Consider the following 12,548-nt stretch of genomic DNA (forward strand, 5'->3'; position numbering starts at 1 on the left):
AAATTCATCAAAGCAGAGGTGCTGATAAATCATGCAATCAAGAGAGCAAGTTATAGAGTTACTTCAACAAGTACGGGAGCCTTATACAGGACGCCGTCTAGTCGATCTCCATTTTATTCGGGATGTGGTTGTTAAAGAGGAACGTGTATCCTTGACCGCTATTAGTCTGAATAACCAGGAAGAGACGCTTGCAGAACTGGAGCGGGAAATCCGGCAGACTTTAGAAGAGGCGGGATTAAGCCACGTCCATATTCGTATTCGTGAGGCATCTGAGCATGAAAAGTCCGCAATTCAAGCTGGGGAGAATACCGAGGACGCCGCTGACCCGGTTTTGACCAAAGGACATGCTGTCGGTATGGAAGAACATGAGCTGCTTAACCCAGCATCTGGCGTCCGGTTTATTGCTATTGCAAGCGGAAAAGGTGGTGTCGGAAAATCGACAGTAGCTGTAAATTTGGCTGCTGCTTTAGCTAGACAGGGGAAGCGTGTGGGTTTAATTGATGCGGATATCTATGGATTCAGTGTGCCGGATATGATTGGAGTAGAGGATGTGCCTTCTGTCGTAGAGGGTATCATTCAGCCAGTAGAGCGATTTGGTATCAAAATCATGTCTATGGGCTTCTTTGTCAGAGAGAACAACCCGGTGATCTGGAGAGGTCCCATGCTGGGGAGAATGCTCAGACAGTTTTTTAGTGATGTCGAATGGGGAAAACTGGACTATATGATTCTCGATTTACCACCAGGCACTGGCGATGTAGCGCTTGACGTACATCAAATGATTCCGCAGAGTGAAGAAATCATTGTTACTACTCCACATGCGACGGCGGCTTTTGTAGCTGCACGTGCAGGCGCAATGGCGCTTCAAACGGATCATAAGGTCATCGGTGTTGTGGAGAACATGTCTTATTATGTGTCCTCCACTGGAGAAAAGGACTATGTTTTTGGGCGAGGAGGAGGGGCTATGCTGGCAGACACTCTTCATACAAAACTTCTTGCTCAAATTCCGCTGGGTATTCCAGATAATCATCCGTCAGAAGCCGACTTTTCTCCATCAGTATATAAATCCGAGTCGGCGACAGGAGCCATTTACAATGATATTGCTGCTCAAATTATGATCTTGCACACGAAATCTAAATAAAGAAAAAAGGCTGGTTTTTAAACCAGCCTTCAGATTGTCGAGAAACCCCGTCATTTTGAGACGTGGGTTTCTTTTTTACATCATAATGCTTTGGTCTCTGGAGAAGCAGGGGGGGTTACCCCTGTTTCTCCAGGCGATCTAGGTGGATCGCCATCTTCTTCATGTTCTGCACGGCTGCCGTCATAAGGGCTTGTTCCCTGACGTTTGGAAGACCGCGCAAACGGCAATAGCGAAACCCATGGAGCTCTTTGGCATCCGCGAAGCTTCGCTCAATCGTCTCTTTTCGTTTGCGGTACAGCTTTTTACCAGATGGGCTCAGCCGGTTGCTCCGTACCCACTCTTTGCTGTCTTCCCAGACATGCCGAGTCACCACTTTGCGGTGGTTTCGAGACTGGGTACACTGACTTAGCAGTGGGCAATGCTGGCACTGAGCTGGGTCAGAGGCATACTGCCGGTATCCCTTACGGTCCGTCGTTCGGTAGGGCAGTTCCTGTTGGGCTGGGCATCTATACGCATTGCGTTTGGCATCGTATTCAAACTTCCATTTCGGAAACAGTCCTTGTCTGGGATGGAATCTTCGGTGAGCAATCACGGCAAAAATCTTTCGGTTCTGCAACCCTCGGCAAATCGGCGTTGTTAAATAACCTGAATCTAGTGCAACAGCTTCTACTTGAAAACCAAAACGTTCTCTTTGGCGATCCAAACGGGACAAATAGGGGACAGAATCATGTACATTCCCCGGTGTCACATGCACGTCCGTAATCAGATTGTACTTCATATCCACCGTGCGGTGGTCCAGATAGAAGAAGCCTTCGGGCTTGCCATCACGGATCATATAGCCGCTGTCCGGGTCTGTTTTGCTCACTTTAATTTCTTTTTCTTCATTCACTTCCTCTCGGGATTTTAAGGCTTTTTTCCGTGGTTTCTCCGGTCATCCTTCACCGCTTCGTTCAGCTCGTCCATATAGTCTTTAGTATTCTGCGACACTTGTTCTTTGGTGTACTGGTGCCTGTTAGCATTGGCTTTGACGTGTGTGGAATCGGTGACGAGAACACGCCCACCCACCATTCGGTGAGAGATCGCCTGCAGCACAATTTCATCGAAGATATCTTGAAAGATCGTGGTGTCTTTAAAGCGAGTGCGACGATTCCAGCTCATCGTCGTATGGTCCGGAACTTTATCCGTTAAGCCCAACCCCAGAAACCAACGATAAGCTAGGTTCGTCTGAATTTCTCGCTCGAGTTGCCGTTCTGAGCGAATGCCATAGAAATAACCGAGAAAGATCATTTTAAACAATACGGTAGGATCAATGGCAGGACGCCCGTTGTCTGCACAATACAGTGGTCGAACTTTATCATCGATAAACGAAAAATCGATATACTTATCTACTTTGCGGAGCAAGTGATCTTGAGGAACCAGATCTTCGATGGAAACAAATTCGTAGGATTGTTGTTTTTCGCGGTTGGAGCGTAGCATATCAACACCATCCGTTCTACAATAGTTACCTATATTATACAACATTAACGCGGTGTCGTCTTAAACAAAATTAATATAAAATAGGCTGTCGAGACTTTCTCGACAGCCTGAGGCTGGTTTTTAAACCAGCCTTTTTATTATTGGCTTCCTCCTTGTTCTCCTTCGCCTCCACCTTCGCCGCCTGCACCGCCTTGCTTATCGCCGCCTGCACCGCCTTGCTCACCACTTTTTTTCTCAACCTTGGGTTGAAGCTCCTCTTGTACGACGGTTTTGAGTAAATTCATAACCTCAAGTCGGAAAATCGGATTTTGCATGGCATCATGCATGACTGTCATAGATTGTTTGCGATATTCAGGGGTTTTAGTTAAGTCCATATACATTTTGGTTAATTCTGGCGACTTGAGCATTGCTTCAATTGATTTTTGATAAGAAGGGTCTTTTATAAGTTGCATATGAAGCTGTTTGCTTTGGCTGTTGATGGCTTTGGCAAATTCTCCGGCAAAACGCGGATCAGTCATAATCTTTTCGATTTCTTTTTTATATTCAGGTGATATCAAAGTATCTTTGACTGCGATCTTCATCTGCTCAGCCGATTGCATGGGCATAAGCATTTTCATTCCCATGCTGCCACCAGCCCCACCCTCTTCACTGCTTTGACCGGATTGTCCTTCTTTGGATGAACTGTTTTCCCCAGTTAAAGCTTCCTCTACCGCTTTTTTTCCGTCATCACTTTTCAGGATATCGACAACCATCGTTTTCATCTCTTTATAACTGTTCTGGGGGGGCGCAGAACCCTGATCCGAGCCGCATCCACTCAGTGCAACGCCCAGTACGCATACCGTGCTAACAAATCGCAAACGAGTCCAATTCATGGCCGTATTCCTCCTTCATCATGAATGTGGATAGTATGCGGATGAATGGGGAGAAATATGTTGATTTGCTTTTGGTTTTTAGCTGAGAACGATGTAAAATAACTCCTTAAAGACCCAGTGCCTGATCGCGTACTTCTTTGCCTTTTACTGTACCCTGTTGAAGCAGTTCAGATACAGTCACGAATTCATAGCCCTGTGCACGCAACTTGTCGATAATGACGGGCAAGGCTTCATGCGTTTGTTTACAGGAATCACTGGCATGCAGAAGGACGATATCGCCAGGATGCGCTTTATTTACAACACGGTCGATTATGACCTGAGTACCAGGGTTTTTCCAATCCAGGGAATCTGTATCCCACTGAATGGTTTTGTAGCCTAAAGTGCCGGCAACCTGAAGGACTCGTTTATCAAAGTCGCCATTAGGCATACGGATCAACTTCGGGGACTGTCCCGTCAGTTCGGTTAATGTGGTATGAGCAATTGAAATCTGCTTACGAATATCTTCATCGCTTAAGCTACTGTAATTTTCATGTTTATGGCCATGACTGCCGATTTCAAATCCACTTTCTTTAATCTGATTCACAAGCTCTGGATGTGTTTTACTCCAAGGGGCAGAAAGGAAAAAGGTGGACTTGGTCACTTTTTTATCCTCAAGGACTTTTAAGATGGGGGCAGTACGCTTATCCCCCCAACTAATATCAAAGGTGAGAGCGATCAACTTTTTGTCCGTGGGTACACTATAAATAGCGGTTGGTGCTTCCTCGGAAAAAACCGTAACATTATCGGTTTCTACATAAATGACTCCAACGGTAAAGATGGCTGCAGCCATTACGATTAAGAATCGTTTGATTTTTTTACCGTTTAATACATAGAAAAAAGAATTCATGGTTAATAACGCTCCTTTCATCCTAGAAGTGCTTGTTTACTTAAAGCTATGCCGGGGGTTGTCAATTATTCCATTGGACAAAATAGGAGGAATTATCAAATGGGACTAAAAGCATTTCTTCACGATTTACACACGACAAGACGGTTAATTTTAATCTCTGCACTTCTTTTCTGCGCAAGTATTATAGTGGGATGGTTAAGTTCAGGCACTATTCAATCCATACTGGCGCAACAAATGGAGGGGCTGGGAGAAGTAGCGCGGCGCTTGCAGAATTCTGAGCATCCACAATGGAGTTTTTTTGTATTTATCTTTTTCAATAATGCAATTAAATGTGTGCTGGTTATATTTATGGGGGCTGTATTTGGAATCGTACCGTTTATATTTTTGATTGTGAACGGTATGGTATTAGGGTTCGTAGTACACTTGCAGACAGATATAGGAAGAAGTATGTATGAAGTTGTTGTAAAAGGGTTACTGCCTCACGGTGTGATTGAATTGTCTGTTTTGATTATCGCCTGTGCCTTTGGATTGAAGTTTGGAATCAACATAATGGCTACTATAGGTACAAGCATAGGGCTAAAGCGCAAAGGAACTGGCCCATCGTGGGATGTATTTATGAAACAAACGTTGAGGATCTCCCTATGGTCTGTCATCTTACTGCTTATAGCAGCTGCTATTGAGAGTGGCATAACTTATCGTTTATTGTCACAATAAAATATTATGGCCAATTATTTATATATTTCCTGAAAATTGAACATAACAAAGGGGAGAGCCTAAAGAGAAGCTAAAGATTAATCGGGGTAAGTTTGAAACCTTAGCAGTTGAGTTTAAAAACAGGTAAAGATTGGAACAATAGTTGAGCAAATATAAGTACTTTATAATCTGCTGATAAGGGAGTATGGTCATATGTTGGGAATGCTGTTTAACGAAAAAGAATGCAAGGAACTTGACTACGTTCTTCGTAAGGAGCTAGATGAAATGCTGCTTGATATGAGCGATACTCGATTGGATCAAGATATTCGCTACGCAATCGCACTTCGATATAAAACAGTCTTCCGCATGTATGCCCGTTTTGCACCCGCCAAGGAACTATCAAAATATGCTCGCAGAGGGCGAGTCCCACAAACTAAACAATGAAAAGGTAGAAACTACATCAGATATCAGGAAGTAAACTATTTTTAAAAGTTTATACTTTCTGATATCAAAAAAAGTATTGACTCTATTCAATATTCATGGTAAATTAATTTTCGTTCCTTTTTAAAGAATTTGCTCAAAAAAAAAGAAATTAAAAAAACTCTTGCAAATCTTAAAAAGAGATGATATATTATAAAGGTCGCCACTGAGACGCGGTGACGAAACAAAGTAAGGCATTATGCGAGTTTGATCTTTGAAAACTGAACAACGAGTGAGTACGGATTTTGTTTACAAAATCCAACGCTGAAATTTCGGTACATGCCATCAGGCTGTATAAAATGGAAGCAAACAAGAGATATTTTATCTCGTCAGTTTCAACATGAGCTTATCGCTCTTTCTATAAACCAGCTTCGGCTGGTCTTTAATGGAGAGTTTGATCCTGGCTCAGGACGAACGCTGGCGGCGTGCCTAATACATGCAAGTCGAGCGGGGTTATTTAGAAGCTTGCTTCTACATAACCTAGCGGCGGACGGGTGAGTAACACGTAGGCAACCTACCCACAAGACAGGGATAACTACCGGAAACGGTAGCTAATACCCGATACATCCTTTTCCTGCATGGGCAAAGGAGGAAAGACGGAGCAATCTGTCACTTGTGGATGGGCCTGCGGCGCATTAGCTAGTTGGTGGGGTAAAGGCCTACCAAGGCGACGATGCGTAGCCGACCTGAGAGGGTGATCGGCCACACTGGGACTGAGACACGGCCCAGACTCCTACGGGAGGCAGCAGTAGGGAATCTTCCGCAATGGGCGAAAGCCTGACGGAGCAACGCCGCGTGAGTGATGAAGGTTTTCGGATCGTAAAGCTCTGTTGCCAGGGAAGAACGTCTTGTAGAGTAACTGCTACAAGAGTGACGGTACCTGAGAAGAAAGCCCCGGCTAACTACGTGCCAGCAGCCGCGGTAATACGTAGGGGGCAAGCGTTGTCCGGAATTATTGGGCGTAAAGCGCGCGCAGGCGGCTCTTTAAGTCTGGTGTTTAATCCCGAGGCTCAACTTCGGGTCGCACTGGAAACTGGGGAGCTTGAGTGCAGAAGAGGAGAGTGGAATTCCACGTGTAGCGGTGAAATGCGTAGAGATGTGGAGGAACACCAGTGGCGAAGGCGACTCTCTGGGCTGTAACTGACGCTGAGGCGCGAAAGCGTGGGGAGCAAACAGGATTAGATACCCTGGTAGTCCACGCCGTAAACGATGAATGCTAGGTGTTAGGGGTTTCGATACCCTTGGTGCCGAAGTTAACACATTAAGCATTCCGCCTGGGGAGTACGGTCGCAAGACTGAAACTCAAAGGAATTGACGGGGACCCGCACAAGCAGTGGAGTATGTGGTTTAATTCGAAGCAACGCGAAGAACCTTACCAGGTCTTGACATCCCTCTGACCGCTGTAGAGATATGGCTTTCCTTCGGGACAGAGGAGACAGGTGGTGCATGGTTGTCGTCAGCTCGTGTCGTGAGATGTTGGGTTAAGTCCCGCAACGAGCGCAACCCTTATGCTTAGTTGCCAGCAGGTCAAGCTGGGCACTCTAAGCAGACTGCCGGTGACAAACCGGAGGAAGGTGGGGATGACGTCAAATCATCATGCCCCTTATGACCTGGGCTACACACGTACTACAATGGCCGGTACAACGGGAAGCGAAATCGCGAGGTGGAGCCAATCCTAGAAAAGCCGGTCTCAGTTCGGATTGTAGGCTGCAACTCGCCTACATGAAGTCGGAATTGCTAGTAATCGCGGATCAGCATGCCGCGGTGAATACGTTCCCGGGTCTTGTACACACCGCCCGTCACACCACGAGAGTTTACAACACCCGAAGTCGGTGGGGTAACCCGCAAGGGAGCCAGCCGCCGAAGGTGGGGTAGATGATTGGGGTGAAGTCGTAACAAGGTAGCCGTATCGGAAGGTGCGGCTGGATCACCTCCTTTCTATGGAGAATCGTTTCCTGCGATGGAAACATTCAAATTAGCAGGTATAACGTACCTGCGACCGGATATTCAATTCGGTTCATCACGTTCGTGTGAATGAAATGAATATCCTTAAATTACTCACTCGTTGCTCAGTTTTGAGAGCTCAAACTCTCGAACGTTTGGTGGCGATAGCGGAGGGGTTCCACACGTACCCATCCCGAACACGACCGTTAAGCCCTCCAGCGCCGATGGTACTTGGACCGCAGGGTCCTGGGAGAGTAGGACGTCGCCAAGCGCAACCACTAAAGAAGAACTTCTTTGGTGGTTTATTATGGGCCCTTAGCTCAGCTGGTTAGAGCGCACCCCTGATAAGGGTGAGGTCGGTGGTTCGAGTCCACTAGGGCCCACCATATAACTTTATATTCCTTTTGGGGCTATAGCTCAGCTGGGAGAGCGCCTGCCTTGCACGCAGGAGGTCAGGGGTTCGATCCCCCTTGGCTCCACCAAAAAACTGCATGAATATCATCCGCTCGAATGAGATGGACCGATGTGCACACAGGCTACAGTTTCGATGAAACTGTATTGCACCTTGAAAACTGGATACCGAAACGAAATTGCGTTTTAGAATATTCCTTTAAGCTGATCTTGTGTAAACAAGTGAAATAAAGGTAGCAGGTAAGGAAAGATCTTTTGCCTTTGGCAAAAATCATTCTTTATCGAACATCGACATTTTCTTTTATCAAAGAAAAGTCTAGGTTAAGCTACAAAGAGCACACGGAGGATGCCTAGGCGCCAGGAGCCGACGAAGGACGTGGCGAACAACGATAAGGCCTCGGGGAGCTGTAAGCAAGCTTTGATCCGGGGATGTCCGAATGGGGAAACCCGGCTGTCTTCATCGACAGTCACTACTCACTGAATTCATAGGTGAGTGAGAGGCAGACCAGGGGAACTGAAACATCTAAGTACCCTGAGGAAGAGAAAACAATAGTGATTCCGTCAGTAGCGGCGAGCGAACGCGGATTAGCCCAAACCAAGGAGCTTGCTCCTTGGGGTTGTGGGACGTCTCACATGGAGTTACAAAGGAACCGGTTAGATGAAGAGGTCTGGAAAGGCCCGCCAGAGAAGGTAAAAGCCCTGTAGTTCAAAACTTGTTCTCTCCGAGACGGATCCCGAGTAGTGCGGGGCACGTGAAACCCCGTATGAATCCGGCAGGACCATCTGCCAAGGCTAAATACTCCCTGGCGACCGATAGTGAAGCAGTACCGTGAGGGAAAGGTGAAAAGCACCCCGGAAGGGGAGTGAAATAGATCCTGAAACCGTGTGCTTACAAGAAGTCAGAGCCCGATCTATGGGTGATGGCGTGCCTTTTGTAGAATGAACCGGCGAGTTACGTTCCCGTGCAAGGTTAAGGTGAAGAGCTGAAGCCGCAGCGAAAGCGAGTCTGAATAGGGCGATCTTTAGTACGTGGACGTAGACCCGAAACCGGGTGATCTACCCCTGTCCAGGGTGAAGGTGCGGTAACACGCACTGGAGGCCCGAACCCACGCATGTTGAAAAATGCGGGGATGAGGTGGGGGTAGCGGAGAAATTCCAATCGAACCCGGAGATAGCTGGTTCTCCCCGAAATAGCTTTAGGGCTAGCCTCGGAAAGAAGAATCGTGGAGGTAGAGCACTGATTGGGTGCGGGGCCCGCAAGGGTTACCAAGCTCAGTCAAACTCCGAATGCCATAGATTTAGTTCCGGGAGTCAGACAGTGAGTGCTAAGATCCATTGTCGAAAGGGAAACAGCCCAGACCATCAGCTAAGGTCCCCAAGTGTGTGTTAAGTGGGAAAGGATGTGGAGTTGCACAGACAACCAGGATGTTGGCTTAGAAGCAGCCACCATTGAAAGAGTGCGTAATAGCTCACTGGTCGAGTGACTCTGCGCCGAAAATGTAACGGGGCTAAACACACCACCGAAGCTATGGCTTGATGCTTTGCATCAGGGGTAGGGGAGCGTTGAATGCGGGTTGAAGGTGTACCGTAAGGAGCGCTGGACTGCATTCAAGTGAGAATGCCGGTATGAGTAACGAAAAGATCTGTGAGAATCAGATCCGCCGAAAGCCTAAGGGTTCCTGAGGAAGGTTCGTCCGCTCAGGGTAAGTCGGGACCTAAGGCGAGGCCGATAGGCGTAGTCGAAGGACAACAGGTCGAAATTCCTGTACCACCGTAATCCGCTATGAGCGATGGGGTGACGCAGTAGGGTAGTGACGCGGACTGATGGATGTCCGTCTAAGCAGTGAGGCTGGTGTGTAGGCAAATCCGCACATCGTTAAGGCTGGGCTGTGATGGGGAGCGAAAATTGTAGTAGCGAAGGTCATGATCTCAGACTGCCAAGAAAAGCCTCTAGCCAGGAGAAGGTGCCCGTACCGCAAACCGACACAGGTAGGCGAGAAGAGAATTCTAAGGCGCGCGGAAGAACTCTCGTTAAGGAACTCGGCAAAATGACCCCGTAACTTCGGGAGAAGGGGTGCCTCGGTAGGGTGAATAGCCCGAGGGGGCCGCAGTGAAAAGGCCCAAGCGACTGTTTAGCAAAAACACAGGTCTGTGCGAAGCCGCAAGGCGAAGTATACGGGCTGACGCCTGCCCGGTGCTGGAAGGTTAAGGGGAGTGGTAAGCCTTCGGGCGAAGCTATGAACCGAAGCCCCAGTAAACGGCGGCCGTAACTATAACGGTCCTAAGGTAGCGAAATTCCTTGTCAGGTAAATTCTGACCCGCACGAATGGCGTAACGACTTGGGCGCTGTCTCAACGAGAGATCCGGTGAAATTTTAATACCTGTGAAGATGCAGGTTACCCGCGACAAGACGGAAAGACCCCATGGAGCTTTACTGCAGCTTGATATTGAATTTGGGTACGATCTGTACAGGATAGGTGGGAGCCGTCGAACTTTGAGCGCCAGCTTGAAGGGAGGCATCCTTGGGATACCACCCTGATCGTATCTAGGTTCTAACTTGGTACCGTGAACCGGTGCGAGGACAGTGTCAGGTGGGCAGTTTGACTGGGGCGGTCGCCTCCTAAAGAGTAACGGAGGCGCCCCAAGGTTCCCTCAGAATGGTTGGAAATCATTCGAAGAGTGCAAAGGCAGAAGGGAGCTTGACTGCGAGACCTACAAGTCGAGCAGGGACGAAAGTCGGGCTTAGTGATCCGGTGGTACCGCATGGAAGGGCCATCGCTCAACGGATAAAAGCTACCCTGGGGATAACAGGCTTATCTCCCCCAAGAGTCCACATCGACGGGGAGGTTTGGCACCTCGATGTCGGCTCATCGCATCCTGGGGCTGAAGTAGGTCCCAAGGGTTGGGCTGTTCGCCCATTAAAGCGGTACGCGAGCTGGGTTCAGAACGTCGTGAGACAGTTCGGTCCCTATCTGTCGTGGGCGTAGGAAATTTGAGAGGAGCTGTCCTTAGTACGAGAGGACCGGGATGGACGTACCGCTGGTGTACCAGTTGTTCCGCCAGGAGCACCGCTGGGTAGCTATGTACGGAAGGGATAAGCGCTGAAAGCATCTAAGCGTGAAGCCCCCCTCAAGATGAGATTTCCCAGTATGTAAGACCCCTTGAAGACGACGAGGTAGATAGGTTGGGGGTGGAAGTGCAGTAATGCATGGAGCTGACCAATACTAATCGGTCGAGGGCTTATCCTAAGATAAAACGCAAAAGAGTTTCGGATCCAGTTTTCAGGGTGTAACCTTGAACGTATGTACAAGTGACATACAACAAGCGCATGGCTATTCATTCACACGATAAGTGGTGAAGCGAATAACCGTACGGAAGAATTTGCACAGCAAATTCATGTTTGGTGGCGATAGCGGAGGGGTTCCACACGTACCCATCCCGAACACGACCGTTAAGCCCTCCAGCGCCGATGGTACTTGGACCGCAGGGTCCTGGGAGAGTAGGACGTCGCCAAGCAGAGCTTTATGCTTAATATTCCCTGATAGCTCAGTTGGTAGAGCACTCGACTGTTAATCGAGTTGTCACAGGTTCGAGTCCTGTTCGGGGAGCCATTTGCTCTCATAGCTCAGCAGGTAGAGTGCATCCATGGTAAGGATGAGGTCACCGGTTCGAACCCGGTTGAGAGCTTGTTATAGGATGGCCCGTTGGTCAAGGGGTTAAGACACCTCCCTTTCACGGAGGTAACAGGGGTTCGAATCCCCTACGGGTCATAGGGTAGTATGGAGGCTTAGCTCAGCTGGGAGAGCATCTGCCTTACAAGCAGAGGGTCGGGGGTTCGATCCCCTCAGCCTCCACCATTTTTCATCCTCTTACCTGGATGAATTCTTGGGGAATTGTGAATCATATGCATATTGGGGATTAGCCAAGCGGTAAGGCAACGGACTTTGACTCCGTCATGCATAGGTTCAAATCCTATATCCCCAGCCATTAAGAGCCATTAGCTCAGTTGGTAGAGCACCTGACTTTTAATCAGGGTGTCGAAGGTTCGAGTCCTTCATGGCTCACCATTGTATTACATGCGCGTGTGGCGGAATTGGCAGACGCACTAGACTTAGGATCTAGCGTCTTTGACGTGGGGGTTCAAGTCCCTCCACGCGCATATTGTTTTTGCGGACGTGGCTCAGCGGTAGAGCATCGCCTTGCCAAGGCGAGGGTCGCGGGTTCGATTCCCGTCGTCCGCTCCATATTTGCGCCCTTAGCTCAGCTGGATAGAGCGTTTGACTACGAATCAAAAGGCCGGGAGTTCGAATCTCTCAGGGCGCGCCATATTTAAAAAAGTATAATATCGGGATGTAGCTCAGCTTGGTAGAGCACCTGGTTTGGGACCAGGGGGTCGCATGTTCAAATCGTGTCATCCCGATACTAATTTGCGGGTGTAGTTCAATGGTAGAACTTCAGCCTTCCAAGCTGATAGCGTGGGTTCGATTCCCATCACCCGCTTACCGATTACCTAGAAGCCGAAAGGCTTCTTTTTATTTTGTCCACATTACATTTACTTCTATGTATATAGGCCAATGCAAATATGTCTCCTGTCATGCACAGTTGGGGATGACTTGTGTATATTGTACATAGGCTCTTGTTACTTTTG

The 12,548-nt window shown here is 48.2% G+C and carries 6 protein-coding genes, 13 tRNA genes and 4 rRNA genes; 20 read left to right on the top strand and 3 right to left on the bottom strand.

All coding sequences use genetic code 11. The features are described from left to right. Positions 1-31 precede the first annotated feature (31 nt). Positions 32-1,138, top strand: coding sequence for an iron-sulfur carrier protein/transcriptional regulator SalA (locus ACEN8J_RS00380; RefSeq protein ID WP_342434523.1), 1,107 nt, complete (start codon positions 32-34; stop codon positions 1,136-1,138). A 115-nt stretch (positions 1,139-1,253) separates the two neighbouring features. On the opposite strand, the gene ACEN8J_RS00385 is transcribed toward ACEN8J_RS00380, so the two are convergent. From ACEN8J_RS00385 to pdaB, 3 genes are all read right to left on the bottom strand, one after another. After that, a protein-coding gene (locus ACEN8J_RS00385; RefSeq protein ID WP_495594142.1) for an IS1182 family transposase occupies positions 1,254-2,614 on the bottom strand; the annotation gives its coding sequence in 2 pieces (ribosomal slippage) (positions 1,254-2,047 and positions 2,047-2,614; 1,362 coding nt in all). Positions 2,615-2,751: 137 nt separating this feature from the next. Next, positions 2,752-3,486: a spore germination lipoprotein GerD gene (gene gerD / locus ACEN8J_RS00390; protein ID WP_495594143.1), complete on the bottom strand. Its 735-nt coding sequence runs from the start codon at positions 3,484-3,486 to the stop codon at positions 2,752-2,754. Positions 3,487-3,592: 106 nt separating this feature from the next. Continuing rightward, positions 3,593-4,372 carry a polysaccharide deacetylase family sporulation protein PdaB gene (gene pdaB, locus ACEN8J_RS00395; protein WP_061831406.1) on the bottom strand — a complete coding sequence of 260 codons (780 nt, stop codon included), beginning with the start codon at positions 4,370-4,372 and terminating at the stop codon, positions 3,593-3,595. Positions 4,373-4,471: 99 nt separating this feature from the next. Here pdaB and ACEN8J_RS00400 point away from each other — a divergent pair, with 99 nt between their 5' ends. From ACEN8J_RS00400 to ACEN8J_RS00490, 19 genes are all read left to right on the top strand, one after another. Further along, positions 4,472-5,086, top strand: a complete 615-nt coding sequence (locus tag ACEN8J_RS00400; protein ID WP_495594145.1) for a stage II sporulation protein M — start codon at positions 4,472-4,474, stop codon at positions 5,084-5,086. A gap of 192 nt (positions 5,087-5,278) precedes the next feature. Further along, positions 5,279-5,509, top strand: a complete 231-nt coding sequence (locus ACEN8J_RS00405) for a hypothetical protein (RefSeq protein WP_013312131.1) — start codon at positions 5,279-5,281, stop codon at positions 5,507-5,509. Between the two features lie 418 nt (positions 5,510-5,927). After that, a 16S ribosomal RNA gene (locus tag ACEN8J_RS00410) occupies positions 5,928-7,483 on the top strand. A gap of 160 nt (positions 7,484-7,643) precedes the next feature. After that, positions 7,644-7,760: ribosomal RNA gene (gene rrf, locus ACEN8J_RS00415) — 5S ribosomal RNA — on the top strand. 38 nt (positions 7,761-7,798) lie between these two features. Then, positions 7,799-7,875 (top strand) — tRNA-Ile (locus ACEN8J_RS00420). Positions 7,876-7,895: 20 nt separating this feature from the next. Then, positions 7,896-7,971 (top strand) — tRNA-Ala (locus ACEN8J_RS00425). Between the two features lie 248 nt (positions 7,972-8,219). Further along, positions 8,220-11,148, top strand: a 23S ribosomal RNA gene (locus tag ACEN8J_RS00430). Between the two features lie 151 nt (positions 11,149-11,299). Beyond that, positions 11,300-11,416 (top strand): 5S ribosomal RNA (rrf, locus tag ACEN8J_RS00435). The 16S, 23S and 5S rRNA genes sit together here with 13 tRNA genes alongside, the layout of an rRNA operon. Before the next feature lie 19 nt (positions 11,417-11,435). Beyond that, positions 11,436-11,511: transfer RNA gene (locus ACEN8J_RS00440), tRNA-Asn, on the top strand. 3 nt (positions 11,512-11,514) lie between these two features. Continuing rightward, a tRNA-Thr gene (locus tag ACEN8J_RS00445) sits at positions 11,515-11,587 on the top strand. A gap of 11 nt (positions 11,588-11,598) precedes the next feature. Beyond that, positions 11,599-11,670 (top strand) — tRNA-Glu (locus ACEN8J_RS00450). A gap of 11 nt (positions 11,671-11,681) precedes the next feature. Beyond that, positions 11,682-11,757: transfer RNA gene (locus tag ACEN8J_RS00455), tRNA-Val, on the top strand. 55 nt (positions 11,758-11,812) lie between these two features. Further along, positions 11,813-11,887, top strand: a tRNA-Gln gene (locus ACEN8J_RS00460). Positions 11,888-11,891: 4 nt separating this feature from the next. After that, positions 11,892-11,967 (top strand) — tRNA-Lys (locus ACEN8J_RS00465). An 11-nt stretch (positions 11,968-11,978) separates the two neighbouring features. After that, positions 11,979-12,059 (top strand) — tRNA-Leu (locus tag ACEN8J_RS00470). 10 nt (positions 12,060-12,069) lie between these two features. Next, positions 12,070-12,144: transfer RNA gene (locus ACEN8J_RS00475), tRNA-Gly, on the top strand. A gap of 5 nt (positions 12,145-12,149) precedes the next feature. Continuing rightward, positions 12,150-12,226: transfer RNA gene (locus ACEN8J_RS00480), tRNA-Arg, on the top strand. Positions 12,227-12,246: 20 nt separating this feature from the next. Next, positions 12,247-12,320, top strand: a tRNA-Pro gene (locus ACEN8J_RS00485). 9 nt (positions 12,321-12,329) lie between these two features. Beyond that, positions 12,330-12,400 (top strand) — tRNA-Gly (locus ACEN8J_RS00490). Positions 12,401-12,548 lie beyond the last annotated feature (148 nt).

The organism is Paenibacillus sp. Paensp38 (genome assembly GCF_059491915.1).